General features: G+C 62.3%; 13 protein-coding genes and 2 pseudogenes. 8 read left to right on the top strand and 7 right to left on the bottom strand.

What is annotated here, in order from left to right:
* Positions 1–10: 10 nt before the first annotated feature.
* Positions 11–934 (top strand): ABC transporter permease, encoded by a 924-nt coding sequence (locus GA0071312_RS08450; protein ID WP_074444605.1) that lies wholly within the window; start codon positions 11–13, stop codon positions 932–934.
* Positions 931–1,116 (top strand): annotated as a pseudogene (locus tag GA0071312_RS08445) (putrescine ABC transporter permease PotI); the annotation flags it as partial. The gene GA0071312_RS08450 and the pseudogene GA0071312_RS08445, both read left to right, overlap by 4 nt.
* 95 nt (positions 1,117–1,211) lie before the next feature.
* On the opposite strand, the gene GA0071312_RS08440 reads toward GA0071312_RS08445, so the two are convergent.
* The gene (locus GA0071312_RS08440) at positions 1,212–2,861 is read right to left on the bottom strand and encodes an IS1634 family transposase (RefSeq protein ID WP_074444604.1); all 1,650 of its coding nucleotides are present in this window, start codon (positions 2,859–2,861) and stop codon (positions 1,212–1,214) included.
* 162 nt (positions 2,862–3,023) lie between these two features.
* On the opposite strand from GA0071312_RS08440, the pseudogene GA0071312_RS08435 reads away from it, so the two are divergent.
* Positions 3,024–3,644: pseudogene (locus GA0071312_RS08435) on the top strand (ABC transporter permease); the annotation flags it as partial.
* A gap of 77 nt (positions 3,645–3,721) precedes the next feature.
* Here the strand turns inward: GA0071312_RS08435 and GA0071312_RS08430 are convergent.
* From GA0071312_RS08430 to GA0071312_RS08420, 3 genes are read right to left on the bottom strand one after another with little or no spacing between them, the layout of a single operon-like run.
* Positions 3,722–5,053, bottom strand: coding sequence for an HlyD family type I secretion periplasmic adaptor subunit (locus tag GA0071312_RS08430; RefSeq protein ID WP_074444603.1), 1,332 nt, complete (start codon positions 5,051–5,053; stop codon positions 3,722–3,724).
* 16 nt (positions 5,054–5,069) lie between these two features.
* Entirely contained in the window at positions 5,070–6,782 is a 1,713-nt protein-coding gene (locus GA0071312_RS08425) for a type I secretion system permease/ATPase (RefSeq protein WP_074444602.1), read from the bottom strand.
* Between the two features lie 53 nt (positions 6,783–6,835).
* Positions 6,836–10,231, bottom strand: coding sequence for a calcium-binding protein (locus GA0071312_RS08420; RefSeq protein WP_074444601.1), 3,396 nt, complete (start codon positions 10,229–10,231; stop codon positions 6,836–6,838).
* A gap of 49 nt (positions 10,232–10,280) precedes the next feature.
* Here GA0071312_RS08420 and GA0071312_RS19940 point away from each other — a divergent pair, with 49 nt between their 5' ends.
* A complete protein-coding gene (locus tag GA0071312_RS19940) occupies positions 10,281–10,712 on the top strand; it encodes a hypothetical protein (protein WP_165603993.1) in 432 nt (143 codons plus the stop codon).
* A 378-nt stretch (positions 10,713–11,090) separates the two neighbouring features.
* Here the strand turns inward: GA0071312_RS19940 and GA0071312_RS08415 are convergent, their stop codons facing one another.
* Positions 11,091–11,879: a hypothetical protein gene (locus GA0071312_RS08415; RefSeq protein ID WP_131817750.1), complete on the bottom strand. Its 789-nt coding sequence runs from the start codon at positions 11,877–11,879 to the stop codon at positions 11,091–11,093.
* Between the two features lie 199 nt (positions 11,880–12,078).
* Here GA0071312_RS08415 and GA0071312_RS08410 point away from each other — a divergent pair, with 199 nt between their 5' ends.
* Positions 12,079–12,570 carry a low molecular weight protein-tyrosine-phosphatase gene (locus GA0071312_RS08410; RefSeq protein WP_074444599.1) on the top strand — a complete coding sequence of 164 codons (492 nt, stop codon included), beginning with the start codon at positions 12,079–12,081 and terminating at the stop codon, positions 12,568–12,570.
* Here GA0071312_RS08410 and GA0071312_RS08405 read toward each other — a convergent pair.
* On the bottom strand, positions 12,565–13,014 hold the full coding sequence (locus tag GA0071312_RS08405) for an RrF2 family transcriptional regulator (protein ID WP_074444598.1): 450 nt from the start codon (positions 13,012–13,014) through the stop codon (positions 12,565–12,567). The two genes, GA0071312_RS08410 and GA0071312_RS08405, sit on opposite strands and share 6 nt — an antisense overlap.
* Before the next feature lie 131 nt (positions 13,015–13,145).
* Here GA0071312_RS08405 and GA0071312_RS08400 point away from each other — a divergent pair, with 131 nt between their 5' ends.
* Genes GA0071312_RS08400 through GA0071312_RS08390 form a run of 3 tightly spaced genes read left to right on the top strand, consistent with a single transcriptional unit; the run spans position 13,146 to position 15,704 of the window.
* The gene (locus GA0071312_RS08400; protein WP_074444597.1) at positions 13,146–14,549 is read left to right on the top strand and encodes a cytochrome ubiquinol oxidase subunit I; all 1,404 of its coding nucleotides are present in this window, start codon (positions 13,146–13,148) and stop codon (positions 14,547–14,549) included.
* 10 nt (positions 14,550–14,559) lie between these two features.
* Positions 14,560–15,564: a cytochrome d ubiquinol oxidase subunit II gene (gene cydB, locus GA0071312_RS08395; RefSeq protein WP_074444596.1), complete on the top strand. Its 1,005-nt coding sequence runs from the start codon at positions 14,560–14,562 to the stop codon at positions 15,562–15,564.
* Positions 15,564–15,704: a DUF2474 domain-containing protein gene (locus GA0071312_RS08390; RefSeq protein ID WP_083204441.1), complete on the top strand. Its 141-nt coding sequence runs from the start codon at positions 15,564–15,566 to the stop codon at positions 15,702–15,704. Before cydB ends, GA0071312_RS08390 begins: the two co-directional genes overlap by 1 nt.
* A 124-nt stretch (positions 15,705–15,828) precedes the next feature.
* Here GA0071312_RS08390 and GA0071312_RS08385 read toward each other — a convergent pair whose 3' ends face one another.
* Positions 15,829–16,941: a sn-glycerol-3-phosphate import ATP-binding protein UgpC gene (locus GA0071312_RS08385; protein ID WP_074444595.1), complete on the bottom strand. Its 1,113-nt coding sequence runs from the start codon at positions 16,939–16,941 to the stop codon at positions 15,829–15,831.
* Positions 16,942–16,947: the final 6 nt, after the last annotated feature.

Here is a 16,947-nt window from a genome sequence, read left to right as displayed (position 1 = left end):
GCGAGTGGCCATGCGCAACCTCGCTCGTCGGCTCGTCATCATCATCCCCTATCTGTGGCTCGCGGCGTTCTTCCTCTGGCCGATGGCGATCGTGCTCAAGATCGCGCTCTCCGAGCCGCGCCTGGCGCAGCCGCCATACTGGCCGCTGCTCGATCTCGCGGCGGGATGGGAGGGGCTGGTCGCGTTCCTGCGCGATCTCAGCTTCGAGAATTTCGTCTTCCTCGCGCAGGATGATCTCTACATCGCCTCGCTGATCTCCTCGCTGCGGATCTCGCTGATCTCGACGGCGATGCTGCTCGCCATCGGCTTCCCCATCGCCCATGCCATGGCGCGCGCGCCGCGCTCCTGGCGGCCGATCCTCGTCGCGGCGATGATCCTGCCGTTCTGGACGAGCTTCCTGATCCGCGTCTATGCCTGGATCGGGATCCTGCGCCCGGAGGGTTTCCTCAACCATTATCTGCAGGGCGCCGGGCTGATCTCGCAGCCGCTGACCATCCTGAATACCGAATATGCGGTGTTCATCGCGCTGGTCTATACCTACCTGCCCTTCATGGTGCTGCCGCTCTATGCCACGCTGGAGCGGATGGATCAGACGCTGATCGAGGCCGCGCGTGATCTCGGCGCGTCGCGCGTCAAGGCGTTCTGGAGCGTGACGGTGCCGCTCGCCAAACCCGGCATCATCGCGGGATCGCTGCTCTGCTTCATTCCGATCACCGGTGAATTCGTCGTGCCGGATCTGCTCGGCGGCTCGCAGACGCTGATGATCGGGCGCACGCTCTGGGTCGAATTCTTCTCCAACCGCGACTGGCCCGTCGCCGCCGCCGTGGCGATGGTGCTGCTCGTGGTGCTGGTGGTGCCGATCGTGATCTTCCGCGAGGCGGAGGCGCGGCGCATGGAGGCGCAAGCCGCAGGCGAGAGGGAGGGGCGCCGATGAGGGGCTTTTCCTTCTTCAACATGGCGGCGCTGACGCTGGGGCTCGCCTTTCTCTACATCCCGATCCTGCTGCTCGTGATCTATTCGTTCAACGAATCGCGGCTCGTCACCGTCTGGGGCGGGTTCTCGACGCAGTGGTACGGGGAATTGTTTCGCAACGAACCGCTGATGCGCGCCGCCTGGCCCAACTTAAACACCTGATTTCCGATAATTATGAATTTTCAATGGGATAGGGGGCGCCTTCGCGCTTTTAGCACCACGGTCGGAGGGTCGTGCGGTCAAGCAGCTTCGGTTTCGGCGATGTTCGGCGGCAGCGCCACGCCGACGGCGCGGAATACCGGCCCGACCTGACCGCTTACCGGGGTACGGATGGCAATGCTGCGTCCGTCCTTTTCGATTTTGCCGCTCTGCAGGCGGTCGAGATCACGCAGGAGCGGGCGCCACTCGGGTTTGATCCCGGCTTCGGTGCAGCGGTCGAACAGCTCCTTGTGCAGCATCAGGGCTAGGAAGGAGCAGAAGACGTGGCCGCGGATGGCGGCATCGGATGAATGGAAGATCGGACGTGTCGAGAGCGTCGCCTTGGCGACACGAAACAGCGTCTCGACGGTGAGCAGGTCCCGGTAGCGCAGCATCGCCTGAAGCGGAGAAATCCTCGCGTTGGTGCGCAGGACGAAGATCCCGTCATAGCGGGCTTCCTCGGCGATCTTGCCGGCATCGATCTCGAAGGCATCACGCGTCGTGGTGTTGAGATAACGCCTGTAGGCGGAGTTGCCGACGAGCGCCTTGTCGCCCTTCTTCAACTGCGTATCGAGGGCAGCGATGATGGCCTGGCGGTCCTTGCGGTCCTTCTCGGCCTGCGCCTCGTTGCGGCAGACGATGTAGCGGACCCCGTCGACGACGACCTCCTTGGCGAAGAGCTGCGTCTCGCCCTGGCTGCGCTCGACGAGGAGCGGCGTGAGGGGTTGCGGATCGTCGAGAACCCGGCGCATGCGTGCGTCGGTGCGCTCGCGCACACCCAACACATATTCCAGACCCTGTTCCTCTAGCGCCGTGATCGTGGCCTGCGAGATCATGCCCCGATCCGCCACGATGCAGGCTCGGGTGATACCGAAACGGCTGCGCAGCCGCTGCACGATCGGCAGCAGGATGGCGACATCGGCGGTGTTACCTGGCATCATCTCGGTGCAGACCGGGCGGCCATCGGCATCGACGATGACGGCGAGGATCATCTGGTTGAGATCAGGGCGATGGTCCTTGGAATAGCCCCGTGCCCCCAGCGTCTCGCCGCCTTCGCCGTGGAAGGACAGGGAGGTCGTGTCCATGAAGACGATGGAGAGATCGGTAAACAGGTCGCGCCGGCGCGCAAACAGCGCCTCCTCGATCACGTCCTTGACGGTACGCGGCGAAAAGGGCGTCGCATCCTTCTGCTCGTCCTTTGGCAGATCTTCTCCGAGCCAGGCCATGGCCCGATAGAAATGGTGCAGCGACAGATCGTCGGCACCGGGAATGTCGTAATCCTGCATCCAGGACGCGCAGTCGCGATCCGAGCCGGAGACGAACAGACGGTGCAGCGTCGCGGTGAACACGGCCCGCTCCACCGGGAATTCGAAGCCGCGTTCCCCAAGCTGATCAGCGATCACCTGATCGATGCCGAGTTGCTGCCACAGGCGCCCGAAGAGCAGCGGCCCGCCGATGCGACGAGCTTCGTATCGCGCCACATCACCGTTGTTGATGGCATCCAGGACCATGGCCCGTTCCGTGAACCGTCCGACCGAGGCGGCCAGGCGATCGAGATCCTTGCTGGCGAGAACCGTTTCCTTGCGTCCGAGATTGCGGATGATGCGCTGCTTCGTGCGGCCACCCTCGCGGACATTCTCCACAAGGTAGATGTAGGTGTAGCCATTGATGGTCTTCTCGCGCACGAACATGCCGAATTAGCATCTCAGAAACCTCCATTCGTCAAGCAATGAAACGCCTATTCTTACATTATTTAGCACCACACAAACTGACGCCCACCGACCCCACCTCAATAACATCAATGGCTTACGGAAAAATGTTCCCGCTTCGTCCAATTCAACTGTTCAACTTGGGCCTGGGTGACGATCCGTGTGGCCTTCGTCACCGCCGTGTTCGCCACGGTGCTGGGCACGCTCGCGGCGCTCGCGCTGACGCGCCACGGGCGCTTTCGCGGGCGGGCGCTGTTTACCGGGCTGATCTACGCGCCGATGGTGATGCCGGAGGTGATCACCGGGCTGTCATTGCTTCTGCTCTTCGTGGCCATCAATCTCGATCGCGGCATCTGGACCATCGCGGTGGCGCATACCACCTTCGCCATGTGCTTCGTCACCGTGATCGTGCAATCGCGGCTGATGGCCTTCGACAGAACGCTTGAGGAAGCCGCCCTCGATCTCGGCGCGCCGCCCTGGAAGGTGTTCTTCACGATCACCCTGCCGATCATCGCGCCGGCAATCCTCGCCGGTTTCCTCCTGGCCTTCACGCTCTCGATGGATGATCTCGTGATCGCGAGCTTCACCTCCGGCCCCGGCGCGACAACGCTGCCGATGCGCATCTACAGCCAGGTGCGGCTCGGGGTGACCCCGGAGATCAACGCGCTGTCAGCCATCCTGATCGGCCTCGTCGCCACGGCGGTGGTGATCGCCACGCTGGTGATGCGCCGCTCGGCGCGGATGCGTGAAGCGCGGGAGGGGTAGGTCGCGAACCCGCCTATTCCTCCCGGAAGGCGTTTTGAATGGCGCCTATTCCTCCCGGAAGGCGTTTTGAATGGCGCCTATTCCTCCCGGAAGGCGCGGGCGAGGTGGTCGGTCAGCGGCTTGACGAGATAGGAAAGCGGCGTGCGCTCGCCCGTCTGGATGAAGGCCTCGACGGGCATGCCGGGGACGAGATAGCGCTCGCCCACACGCTCCCATTCGCTTGCCGGAATGGCGATGCGGGCGCGATACCAGCCCTCACCGGTTTGCGGATCCCGTGTCAGATCGGCGGAGATCGTCAGGATATCCCCCATGATCTCGGGCGTGGTGCGCTGGTTGAAGGCGCTCAGCCGCAGCACGGCCTGGGAGGCTGCGAGCGCCTGGTCGATATCCTCCGGCACGATCCGCGCCTCGACAACGCGCTGCTCGTCATCCGGCACGATCGCCATGATCGTCTCCTCGGCGCTCACCACCCCGCCGACCGTATGCACGGAAAGCTCGTGCACGATGCCGTTCTGGGGGGCGCGAATATCGATGCGGGCGAGTTCATCATGGGCCGCGATGCGCCGCTCGCGCAGCTCGCTCAATTGCGCCTCGCTCTCGTGCAGGCCGGTGAGCACTTCCGACAGCACCTGCTGCTCGTATTGCAGCCATTCGAGCCGGGTCTCGACGATACGCGTGCGCGCCTGCGCGATCGCCGCCTCGATCTGGCCATCCTCGCCGGCGAGCTGGGCGCGGGCACGGCGCAGTTCGGCAATGCGGGGAAAGGGGATCAGCCCCTTGGCAAAAAGCGTTTCGATGCCGTCGAGTTCCTGCCCGATGAGCTGGCGCTCCTCATCAAGGGCGAGACGGCGCGCGGCCAATCCGTCAACCTCCTGGCCGATCTGGATGATGCGCTCGTCGAGCTGCTCCTTGCGGCGCTCATGCATGTCGCGCCGCGCCTCGAACAAGGCACGTTCGCCCGTGATCAATTCCGCGATCTCCGCCTCGCCGAGGCGCGCCGCGAGGCTGTCGGGGACGGCGACTTCGCGCGCTGCATCACGCTCGGCGACCAGCCGCGTCCGCCGTGCGACGAGCTGGTCGATCTGGTTCTCGATGATGGCGAGATTGGCGCGCGTCACGGTGGCATCGAGGGTCAGGACGATCTCGCCCGCGCGGACCCTGTCACCGTCGCGCACATGGATCGCGCCGACGATACCGCCGGTGCGATGCTGGACGCGGCGGATATTGCCTTCCACCACCACGACACCCGGCGCCATGATCGCGCCGGAAATACTCGCGAAGGCGCCCCAGCCGCCGATACCGGCAACCAGCATCCCGATCACGAGGGTAGCGATGATGATATGGCGCCGGATACCACGCACGGGGTCGACGGCTTTCGAGCGGGTCGGATCGTCGGAGGCTTCTGACATCGCTGCAATCTCCGGATCAGGCGGTGGCAGGGACGGGGCGGATGGTGGTACGGCGCAGGACCTCGTCGCGCGGCCCGATCGCCGCCTGGCGCCCGCCCTGCATCACCAGCACCTGATCGACATTGGCCAGCGCGCTCGGCCTGTGCGCGATGACGACGAGGATGGCCCGATCGGCCCGCGCCGCCGCGATTGCCTCGCTGAGCGCCTTTTCGCCCTCCGCATCAAGATTGGCATTGGGCTCGTCGAGCACGATCAGGAAGGGCTGGCCGAACAGCGCGCGCGCAAGCCCGATGCGCTGGCGCTGGCCGGCGGAGAGAATGGCGCCGTATTCGCCGATACGGGTATCGTAGCCGTCGGGAAATTGCAGGATCAGCTCATGCACCCCCGCGCGCTCGGCCGCTGCGACGATGGCCTGCGGGTCGGCATCCGGATCGAAGCGGGCGATGTTTTCCGCCACTGTTCCGTCGAACAGTTCGACACCCTGCGGCAGATAGCCGATGGCCGGGCCGAGCGCCTCGGGCGCCCATTGATCCAGCGTCGCGCCGTCGAGGCGGATGCTGCCGCGCATCGCGGGCCAGATCCCGACGAGCGCCCGCGCCAGCGTGGATTTGCCGGAGCCGCTCGGCCCTATCACGCCGAGCGCATCGCCTGCCTTCAGCGAGAAGCGCAGATCCTGAATCAGCGCGTGTTTGTCGCCAGGCGCGGCGACGGCGATATTCTCCACATCGAGGCGCTCGCCCGGGCGCGGCAGAACCATGTCGGGATCCGCAGCGAGCCCGTGGCCGAGCATCTCGCCGAGGCGCCGATAGGCCTGGCGGCAGGCGACGAAATGCCGCCACTGGCCGATCGCGGCCTCGATCGGCGCGAGAGCGCGTGCCGTCAGTATGGAAGCCGCAATCATCACGCCGGGCGTGATCGCCTGCATGATGGCGAGCCAGGCGCCGAGCGCGAGCACGGCCGATTGCAGGCCGAGGCGGAAGACCTTCGTCCCGGCGGAAAAACTGCCGGTCATGTCGCCGACCCGCGCCTGAATCGCCTGGTACGGCGCATCCGTCGTCTCGAAACGCTGCCGATAGCGCGACCCCATACCCATCGCACGCAACACTTCGGCGTTGCGCCGCCCGGCCTCCGCGAAGGCATTGCGCGTGCGCGTCATCGCCGCGAGCCGCTCGACGGGTTTGCGCAGGCTGTATTCGTTGATCAGCGTGATCACGATCAGGATGGCTGCGCCGGCAGTGCCCAGCCAGCCGAGCCAGGGGTGGAAGAGAAAGATGATGGCGAGGTAGATCGGCAGCCAGGGCAGATCACAGATCGCGACGGGCCCCTGCCCGGCCATGAACTGGCGGATGCGATCGAGATCGCGCATGGGATGCGCCGCAGCCTCGCTGTTGCGGGTCTTGAGCGGCAGGTTGAGGCCCGCATCGAAAGCCGGGCCTGACAATTCCCGGTCGACCCGCTGCCCGATCCGGGTGAGCACCCGGGCGCGGATGATTTCGAGAACGCCCAGAAACAGATAGAGCCCCGCCACCAGCGCCGTCAGCGCGACCAGCGTCGGCACGCTGCGGCTCGACAACACGCGGTCGTATATCTGGAGCATGAAGAGCGGGCCGGTGAGCATCAGGAGATTGGTCACGGCACTGACGAAAGCGACGCCCGTGAAGGCGCCGCGTGTTCGTGAAAGGGCAGCAGCCACGAGGGGCTGCTGCTGTCCTTTGGCAGATTTGGTCATGGATGCCTGCGCGTAAAGATTCTACCCTCAATTGCGCGATCGCACGGTCTGCGTCAAGCGACGAAACGGAAATCGTCCTCGTGCAGTTGCGACAGGTTCACGCCCTTCAGGAGCAGGGCGTCATCGTCATTTGCCGTGATGAGAACGTCGTCGCCCTGCTGTTCTGCTGCGGCGATCACGGCATCAAGATCGGCGAAGACCGCCTCGTCGAAGACGATGGTGCCGTCAGAGCCGGCACCCGCCGAGAAATCGACGATGGCGTCCTGACCGAAACCCGGTGCGAAGACGAAGGTGTCGTCACCGCCGTCACCGAAGAACACCTCGTTCGCCCCGGTGGAGGCGAAGGTATCGTCAGCGGCGAAACCACGATGGGTGACCGGCCCGGCATCCGGATGATCGAGCAATGCCGCGACCTGCGACTGCATCCAGGACACGCCATCCGCGAAGTGCAGCGTCTCGACGCCGTAACCCCAGCGCATCTCGAAATGATCCTGGAGCAGCACCGAGCCTTCATCACCCGCGCCCTCCGCGCTTTCCAGGATCAGCACGCGCAGATCCATCCCCTCGCGCACCAGCGTCACTTCGCCCGAGGCGATGTCCTCGAAGGTCAGCTGGTCGTTGCTGCCTTGGAAACGGTCCTCGATGATCGTGTCGTGGCCGTTGCCGCGCGCGTAGATATAGGTGTCGTTGCCATCCATCCCGCGCAGGATGTTATCGCCCTCGGTCGAGCGGATCACATCCGCAGAGCGGAAGCCGACAAGCTCCGTCTCGCCGTTCGCGCGATCCTGCTCGATGATCAGCGCGCGCAGATCGGCCTGCATCCAGGACACGCCATCCGCGAAGTGCAGCGTCTCGACGCCGTAACCCCAGCGCATCTCGAAATGATCCTGGAGCAGCACCGAGCCTTCATCACCCGCGCCCTCTGCGCTTTCCGGGATCAGCACGCGCAGATCCATCCCCTCGCGCACCAGCGTCACTTCGCCCGAGGCGATGTCCTCGAAGGTCAGCTGGTCGTTGCTGCCTTCGAAACGGTCCTCGATGATCGTGTCGTGGCCGTTGCCGCGCGCATAGATGTAGGTGTCGTTGCCATCCATCCCGCGCAGGATGTTGTCGCCCTCGGTCGAGCGGATCACATCCGCAGAACGGAAGCCGACAAGCTCCGTCTCGCCGTTCGCGCGATCCTGCTCGATGATCAGCGCGCGCAGATCGGCCTGCGTCCAGGACACGCCATCCGCGAAGTGCAGCGTCTCGACGCCGTAACCCCAGCGCATCTCGAAATGATCCTGGAGCAGCACCGACCCTTCATCACCCGCGCCCTCTGCGCTTTCCGGGATCAGCACGCGCAGATCCATCCCCTCGCGCACCAGCGTCACTTCGCCCGAGGCGATGTCCTCGAAGGTCAGCTGGTCGTTGCTGCCTTCGAAACGGTCCTCGATGATCGTGTCGTGGCCGTTGCCGCGCGCATAGATGTAGGTGTCGTTGCCATCCATCCCGCGCAGGATGTTGTCGCCCTCGGTCGAGCGGATCACATCCGCAGAACGGAAGCCGACAAGCTCCGTCTCGCCGTTCGCGCGATCCTGCTCGATGATCAGCGCGCGCAGATCGGCCTGCGTCCAGGACACGCCATCCGCGAAGTGGATTGTCTCGACGCCGTAACCCCAGCGGGATGCGAACTGATGCTTGAGGAGGACCGAACCCGCGCCGCCCGTGCCTTCCGCGCTCTCGGGGATCAGCACGCGCAGATCCATGCCCTCGCGCACCAGCGTCACCTCGCCCGAGGCGATGTCCACGAAGGTCAGCTGGTCGTTGCTGCCTTCGAAACGGTCCTCGATGATCGTGTCGTGGCCGTTGCCGCGCGCGTAGACATATAAATCACTGCCGCGGCCACCAGCCAGGGTCGTGTCGAGCGCGTTGCTGAAGATCAGGTCCTGCCCGGAATCGCTGATCGCCGTGAAGCTTTCACCTTCCGGGGTCGCGACGCGCATGCCGGACATTACCGCATCGAAAATCAGGCTCCCGTTCGCATTGATCCCGGCATCCTGGAGCGCCGATTGCAGCGCCACGGAAAACGCTTCGCCATCGGCGTCGTCATACAACCAAAGGCTGAGACCGGCGCCGAAGGCTTTGACGAAAACCGCCATATCCGCGACAGCCTTGGTGGATTCCGCAATGCGTGGCGCAAAGTAATCGTCGACCATCGTCTGCACGAAGTCACCGGCATCAGCACTGACACGATCCCGCAGCACGTCATATTCGAGATAGGAGAAGCCGATCCAGGGATTGTCGCGTGCCGCCTCGACGTCGCCACCGATCATCATCTGTGCAAAAGGCTGCTGGGTCATGAAGGAGATGAGATAGGCTGACAGCATCAGATCGTATTGCTGCATCAATTGCCGTCCGGCATTCGCGCCGATGCTCTCTCCACCCACCCAGTTCAGGAACGGACGCCCATGCAGCGCCTCGAGGACGGCGAGCTTGCGGGCATCGACATGCGAGCCGCGTGAGGCGGGATCGACATCGGAGACGTCGGCCCAGTCATGCAGGAAGGTCTCGAACCGGTCGCGGATCTCCAGCGCCGTGAGTTCCGGCGCATCGAGCACCAGCGCGCGCAGATCGAGGCGCAGGTCGTCGTCCTCGGAGATGGCGAAGCGCAGATCCTTCAGCGTGCCGTAGCCGGCGAGATCGGGCAGGAAGTCGATATCAGGGTGGAAGTTGAAATCCTGGCCCCAGGCGTAACGCGTCAGCATCTGGGAATGGTCGAACCAGATGTCGTGGATCTCGCGCACGGTGCCGTCGGCCATGGTGAAGGTGGCCGTGTGGCTGATCCAGTTGGCCCCCTCCCAGGTGTCGACGAATTGCGCATCGAGTGAGATCGAGACGATGCCGAGTTCGTCGAGCGTGAACAATTCACCCTCGTTGGTCAGGCCGTTCCCGTTGAAATCACGCCAGATCAAGAGGTCGCCGAAGACGGAATCCTGCGCGTCGATGACGCCGTCACCATTCTCGTCATGGAGCGCCAGCTTGGTGAAGCCGTGATCATCTGCGCTGTCGAAGCTGACGGCGCCGAACAATTCGCTCTGATCATCGATCCGGCCATTGCCGTTGACATCAAGCGCAAGGAAGCCGTTGCCGCCGCCGAGCCAGGCCGTGTGGCTGGCAAAGCCGTTATTGTCGAGATCGAAATAGGCGTTGGAAGCATCGAGATCGATGATTTCGAGGCCCTGCCCCGTCAGATCGAGCGCGAGCGGGGAAGCCGGCGGATTCTCGAACAGGTCGGGAAATCTCCACGGAGGGGTGCGGCGTTCGTCGCAATCCGGATCATCGGGACCGCCATTCAGCAACTCTTCGGCGAGATCCTGGAATCGTTGTGGATCGAAGTTCTCATCCGCCTCGACTTCATCAATCTTGTCGAGTGCCTGTTGTCGCAGATCTTCCGGCAGCTTCTCCACCCAATTTCTCAGCAGATCGAAATCGTTCTGGATAGCTGCAGGGTCGTTAATGCCCTCCAGCTCTCTCGCAAATCCATTGTCCCTGCTGGTCAGCTCACTTATCAAATCTCTCACGAAATTAAAATCATCTCTTAGCCCATCCCCCATATCCAATATAGCCTGCAGAGGTTCGAAAAAATTAATTTCATGCCTTTTTAGGAAGTTATCAATTATTGATGTTGCAAATGTACTAACAATGCCAACAAGGACAGCAGCTGCAACAGGCGTTGCGAAAAAGCCCAATGAAGTAATACTAAATACGATTGACGCTGTTATCATACCCCCAATCAGCGCTGAAGCAATTCCGTTCGCAGCATTATCTTGCCCTGCTGCACCACTTGCCGCCCCTAATGATATATCTCTCAATAAACCATTTGTGTTAATCATTATTTTGGCAATACTAGATGATGCCCCCGCAACTTTTGTCAATGAGAAGCTCTGAACGGCTGACATGAACGCCCCGTAGACAGTTAGGCCAACACCCAGCCAATCATTCAATTTGGAATCATCTTTATTTGGATCACAAGGCGAGTTACCCATACCACACTCCATTATTCAGCTAGACATTCGCGACTACGGCCGCAGTCACCGAAGACCGGCCAAGAAACCCGAAGTGCCCTACAAGCGACCCGCCTTAGGCGCACAGCTTGGCGGCCTCCAGATTTGGTCGCTAATTATAAAAACAATTTCTGATTGTCAATCATTCAATCTACGCAATCCATTGCGAAACAACCGGGTCTTAGTATTGCCGCTATATAACTCGAAACTCCCCACTCCCTGAATGGCATGCATCAATTTATACTCGTAATAGACAATTCCCTTAAGGGAGCCGCCACCATCCATATGTTCTAAAATACATAGTAACTCCGAAAAATAATGCAAAAAAAACGGTAATTTGATAAAAAACAATTCCAATTGCAGAGTTATGTGGAGTCGATAATCGCCCAGGGTTCAGAGGGTTGCCATATGGTAAGTACAAGGGCAACATTAATAGCAACACAATGATAAATGGATTGATAATTTTTGGCTTTGCCTCCCCTTCAATTGTCCCTTTAATTTCTTGTTCCTCATATATTTTGAAGTAAATTGATCGAATATTTCTTTGTGCAATGAAATTTGAAAAATAAAAGTATATTATTATTGCCATTGAGAATAACGCTTCAACAAAAAACATATAAGTCGAGTATCTGTAGGCACATAAGCCACCTGAACGCTCCACCGTCCACAGCGCAAAGCCGAACAGTTCGGTCCAGACCGAATCGGAAGGAAGACAAGCGTTCCGGAAAAACGGCGCGGCCAGGGGAATCAGAATCGCAAGTGCTGCCCAGACATACATGGCCGGCTTCAGCGACAGCCAGAACGGGATCTCCGCCTCGCCCTTGGCGCGATCCTGCCCGGCGAGGAAGGTGTAGCTGTCGAGTGTCGCGGCAATGATCGTCAGGGCCACGATCAGCCGGATATCCAGCATGAAGACCAACCCGAAGAAGATCGTCACCCGCGTGTTCACAAAAAAATGCTTGCGCGGCCGCCGCCACGCCTTCCACCACGCCCGGAACCGCGCCCAAAGCGAAGCGTTGCGCGCTGCCCCCTCCGGTTGACCATTGATCATCGAAACCTCGTCTTCAAAACCGGCACGCATTGCATGTGGCCATGATACGGATAAACCCACTAATCCAGAATTGCATAGGGAATTGTAAACGAGGCCGCACCTCCACCGTATTTGCGGCATGCGCGCCGAGCCCTTACCGTGTCTCGCAGGCCCTATACGTCACAGGCCCCATACGCCCATCACGCGGGAGACAGACACGATGCAGCAGCCGGCCATTCTCTTCGTATGCCTGGGTAATATCTGTCGCTCACCCCTCGCCGAGGCCGCTCTGCGCGAAGCGGCGCGGCAGCGCGAGATTTCGCTCACGGTCGATTCCGCCGGCACCGGGGACTGGCATGTCGGCGCCCCGCCCGACCCCCGGGCACAGGCCATCGCCCGCGCTCACGGCGTCGAGATCGCGCATTTGCGCGCGCGGCAGGTCGCGATGGCGGATTTCGATGCTTTCAGCCATGTCGTCGCACTCGACCACAGCAACCTCGAAGCGCTGCGCAGATTGCGCCCGATGACGGCTGCGGCACGGCTTTCGCTGTTGCTTGATCACGTGCCCGGACGTGCGGGCGAGGCGGTGGCAGATCCGTATTTCGGTGGCCCGGAAGGGTTCGCAGCCACCTGGGCCGAGGTCTCTGCCGGCGCGCAGGGCCTGCTGGATCAGATCACCGGCGCGCGCAGCCTTGCCCCCGATCGCTCATGAGGCCTGCGCCACGTCGCGCTCCAGCCGCGCCAGCAGCGCCCCGCGATTACCCGCGATATCGGCGATCGTGACCGCGTCGAGGCTGGCGAGGAAGGCGTCGAGCGCCTTTGCGAGCGCCTTCGACAGGCGGCAGACGCCGATCAGCGGGCAGGTATTCGTCGGTGCATGGTGGCACTCCACCAGTTCGATCGGCCCCTCGGTGAGGCGCAGGATTTCGCCGACGCTGATCGCCTCGGGCGCACGCGCGAGGGTAAATCCCCCTCCCCGGCCCCGTCGGGTTTCGAGATAGCCTTCGCGGCCCAGCAGATGCACGATCTTGACGATATGCGCGCGGTTGATCCGGTGCGCATCCGCGATTTCATCGATGCGAGCGAGGGCGGGCGCGCGCATAGCAGCGAATTGCAGGGTGCGCAAAGCGTAATTCGAGAAAGCCGTGAGCCTCACATCACATCCCCGATACGCGTTTGCGCCTAGGGAACAATCCCTGCGTCAATTCATTCACCATGGCCACCTTGTAAAATCAGCATGTCGGCGTTAAACATAGACACAGGATATATCTTTTGCAAGGAGCCGGCATGTTCGGTTACGATGCGATCGAACTGGCGCGATTCCAGTTCGCATTCACTGTGGCTTTCCACATCATCTTTCCCGCCTTCACCATCGGGCTGGCGAGCTATCTGGCCGTGCTGAACGGCCTGCATATGTGGACAAAGCAGGACGTCTATCTGAAACTGTTCAACTACTGGAAGACGATCTTCGCCGTCAGCTTCGGCATGGGGGTCGTCTCCGGCATCACCATGTCGTATCAGTTCGGCACCAACTGGTCGGTCTTTTCCGACAAGGCCGGGCCGATCATCGGGCCGCTGATGGGCTACGAAGTCCTCTCGGCCTTCTTCCTCGAAGCGGGTTTTCTCGGCGTGATGCTGTTCGGGCGCGAGAAAGTCGGGCCGAAGCTGCATTTCTTCGCCACGCTGATGGTGGCCATCGGCACGCTCGGCTCCGCCTTCTGGATCCTGAGCGTGAATTCCTGGATGCAGACCCCGGCGGGCTACGCCATCAACGATGTCGGCCAGTTCGTTCCTGCGGACTGGTGGGCGGCGATCTTCAACCCGTCCTTCCCCTATCGCCTCGTGCATATGGTGCTTGCGGCCTATCTCACCACGGCGCTCGTCGTCGGCGCGGTCGGCGCCTGGCACCTTTTGCGCGATACCGGAGATGCGGGTGCGCGCAAGATGTTCGCCATGGCGATGGGCATGATCCTGCTGGTCGCGCCCTTGCAGATCTTCGCAGGTGACATGCACGGGCTCAACACGCTCGAGCACCAGCCGGCCAAGGTCGCGGCGATGGAAGGGCATTACGAGAGCCATGCCGGCGCGCCGCTGATCCTGTTCGGCATCCCCGATGATGAAGCGGAAGAGACGCGTTATGCCATCGAGATTCCCAAGCTGGGCTCGCTCATCCTGACACATTCTCTGGATGGCGAAGTGCCCGGGCTGAAGGATTTTCCGCGTGACGAGCGCCCCGATGCCTTCCTCGTCTTCTTTGCTTTCCGGGTCATGGTCGGTCTCGGCTTTCTGATGCTTGGCCTTGCGCTCTGGGGCGCATGGCGGCGCTGGCGGGGCAATCTCTACCACAGCAGACCGCTGCTCTGGTCGGCGGTCGCCATGGGACCTGCCGGTTTCATCGCCGTGATTTCCGGCTGGATCGTGACCGAGGTCGGGCGCCAACCCTTCACCGTCTATGGTCTGCTCAAGACGACGGACAGCGTCGCGCCTCTGCAGGTTGAGGCGGTATCGAGTTCGCTCGTTGCCTTCATCGTGGTCTATTTCCTCATCTTCGGCGCCGGCACCTTCTATCTGCTTCGGCTCATGAAGAAGCCACCGGAGGCCGGGCCGCGGATCGAGGAACTGGGTCCGACGCGCACCGCCGGCGTGACACCGGCCCCGGCCAGCGACAAAAAATTCATCCCCGCCGAGTGAGGAGCGCAAAATGGAAATCGATCTTCCCCTCATCTGGGCCGCGATCATCGCCTTCGCGATCCTCGCCTATGTCATCCTCGACGGGTTCGATCTTGGCGTCGGCATCCTGTTTCCGCTGATCAAGGGCGAGAAGAACAAGGACCTCGCCATGAACACCGTCGCCCCGGTCTGGGACGGCAACGAAACCTGGCTGGTGCTGGGCGGCGGCGGGCTGTTCGCAGTCTTCCCGCTGGCCTATGCGGTGGTGATGCCGGCGCTCTATGCGCCGATCATCGCCATGTTGCTCGCCCTGGTCTTCCGGGGCGTCGCCTTCGAATTTCGCTGGCGGACCGTGCGCGGCAAGTTCCTCTGGGACTGGTCATTCTTTATCGGATCGACGATGGCGGCATTTGCGCAAGGCGTGGCGCTCGGCGCGCTGGTGCAGGGCATCGCCATCGAAGGGCGCGCCTATGGCGGCGGCAACTGGGACTGGCTCACGCCCTTCTCGATCCTCACCGGCCTTGCGCTCGTCGTCGGTTACGCCCTGCTCGGCGCGACATGGCTGGTGATGAAGACCGAAGGCTATGTCCGCGAGCGCGGCGTGCGTTTCGCCTGGGTCACCGGTGCCGGCACCTTCGTGGCGATCGGTCTCGTGAGCCTGATCACGCCCTTCCTCAATCCGGAATATCTCGAAAGCTGGTTCGGCATGCCGAATGTCTTCTTCACCCTGTGGGTGCCGGCGCTGCTGATCGTGACGGCGTGGTTCTTCGTGCGGGGTCTGCGCGAGGAGCGTGATGCCTGGCCCTTCATCGCAGCGCTGATCGCCTTCACCCTGTCCTTCGTCGGGCTGGGCATCAGCTTCTACCCGAACATGGTGCCGCCGGATCTCACGATCTGGGAGGCAGCGGCTCCGGATGAGAGTCTGATCTTCCTGCTCGTCGGCGCGCTCGTGCTGGTGCCGCTGATCCTCGCCTATACGGCTTATGCCTACTGGGTCTTCCGGGGCAAGGTCGATCCGGAGCACGGATATCACTGATGCAAGATGACAATACCCGTCAACGTGACGAGACACCCGGGCCGCTGTGGAAGCGGCTCGGCTGGTTCGCGATCCTCTGGATCGGTGGCTTCGTCGCACTCACCATCGTCGCCATGACAATCCGTGCCTTCATTGCCTGAATGCCGATCGTTGCTGCGATCGGAAGGGGATGTCCACGGCGACCATGCGACATCCGGAACCGATCCCGGATGCAGCCGCCGGGCCCTGGTGCTACAGGAAGCCACTCCCCACAGACCTGCCCGCCTACAGGTCCGCGAGTCTGATGCGGCTCTCGCGGTCGAACAGATGCAGGCTTTCATCGGCGGCGCGCAGGGGCAGAATCTCGCCCTCGCGCACCGGCGTATGCCCGGGAAGCCGCACGGCCATGCGCGCCCCGCCCTCCCCATAGACCGCCTGTTTGTGCGAATCGGCGAGCGTGCCGTGGACAAGAATATCGGCGCCGAGTGTCTCGACCAGCTCCGCAGCGAGACTGAAATCCGCCTCTCCGTCGCCACAGGGTAACAGATGCTCGGGGCGAATGCCGATCATTACCGGCTTGTCGGCATGGGCGGCGAGCCGATCCGGCGCCACCCGCAGGCCCTGTCCGCTTTCCAGCGCCAGCGTGGCGCCGTCCGACGCGATGCGCCCCGGCATGAAATTCATTGCCGGCGAGCCGATGAAGCCCGCCACGAACATGGTGCGCGGATGAAGATAGACGTTCATCGGCGTATCCACCTGGTCCGCCACGCCGGCATTCATCACCACCAGCTTGTCGGCGAGCGTCATCGCCTCGACCTGGTCATGCGTGACATAGAGCGCCGTGGTGCGCAGGCGGCGCTGCAATTGCTTGATCTCGAGGCGCATCTGGACGCGCAGCTTGGCGTCGAGATTGGAAAGCGGCTCGTCGAACAGAAACGCCGCCGGATCACGCACGATGGCGCGGCCCATGGCGACGCGCTGGCGCTGGCCGCCGGAGAGCTGGCGCGGCTTGCGTGTGAGCAGATCCGAGAGCTCCAGCAGCTTCGCGGCTCCGGCCACCCGCTCCTCGATCTCGGCACGCGGCTTGCCGGCGATCCTGAGCCCGTAGGCCATGTTGTCGAACACGCTCATATGCGGATAAAGCGCGTAGTTCTGAAACACCATGGCGATGTTGCGATCCTTCGGCTCCAGGCGGTTGACCACCCGCCCGCCGATGGCGATCTCCCCGGCGCTGATTTCCTCCAGCCCTGCCACCATGCGCAGCAGCGTCGATTTCCCGCAGCCGGACGGGCCGACGATGACGATCAGCTCGCCGTCATTGATGTCGATGGAGACACCGTGAATGACCTTGGTATCGCCGTAGCTTTTCTCGACATTCCGGATCATGATCTCGGACATGGGCGT

This window comes from Saliniramus fredricksonii (assembly GCF_900094735.1).
GTDB lineage: Bacteria > Pseudomonadota > Alphaproteobacteria > Rhizobiales > Beijerinckiaceae > Saliniramus > Saliniramus fredricksonii.
The sequence above is the reverse complement of the archived record's forward strand: the minus strand, read 5'-3'. Positions and strand labels throughout refer to the sequence as shown.

Bases quoted from the DNA above. Each gene is read 5' to 3' on its own strand.
- GA0071312_RS08450 (WP_074444605.1), top strand. From the start codon at position 11: ATGCGCAACCTCGCTCGTCGGCTCGTCATCATCATCCCCTATCTGTGG.
- GA0071312_RS08440 (WP_074444604.1), bottom strand. From the start codon at position 2,861: ATGTTCGTGCGCGAGAAGACCATCAATGGCTACACCTACATCTACCTT.
- GA0071312_RS08430 (WP_074444603.1), bottom strand. From the start codon at position 5,053: ATGTCAGAAGCCTCCGACGATCCGACCCGCTCGAAAGCCGTCGACCCC.
- GA0071312_RS08425 (WP_074444602.1), bottom strand. From the start codon at position 6,782: ATGACCAAATCTGCCAAAGGACAGCAGCAGCCCCTCGTGGCTGCTGCC.
- GA0071312_RS19940 (WP_165603993.1), top strand. From the start codon at position 10,281: ATGCCCTCCAGCTCTCTCGCAAATCCATTGTCCCTGCTGGTCAGCTCA.
- GA0071312_RS08415 (WP_131817750.1), bottom strand. From the start codon at position 11,879: ATGATCAATGGTCAACCGGAGGGGGCAGCGCGCAACGCTTCGCTTTGG.
- GA0071312_RS08410 (WP_074444599.1), top strand. From the start codon at position 12,079: ATGCAGCAGCCGGCCATTCTCTTCGTATGCCTGGGTAATATCTGTCGC.
- GA0071312_RS08400 (WP_074444597.1), top strand. From the start codon at position 13,146: ATGTTCGGTTACGATGCGATCGAACTGGCGCGATTCCAGTTCGCATTC.
- cydB (WP_074444596.1), top strand. From the start codon at position 14,560: ATGGAAATCGATCTTCCCCTCATCTGGGCCGCGATCATCGCCTTCGCG.
- GA0071312_RS08390 (WP_083204441.1), top strand. From the start codon at position 15,564: ATGCAAGATGACAATACCCGTCAACGTGACGAGACACCCGGGCCGCTG.
- GA0071312_RS08385 (WP_074444595.1), bottom strand. From the start codon at position 16,941: ATGTCCGAGATCATGATCCGGAATGTCGAGAAAAGCTACGGCGATACC.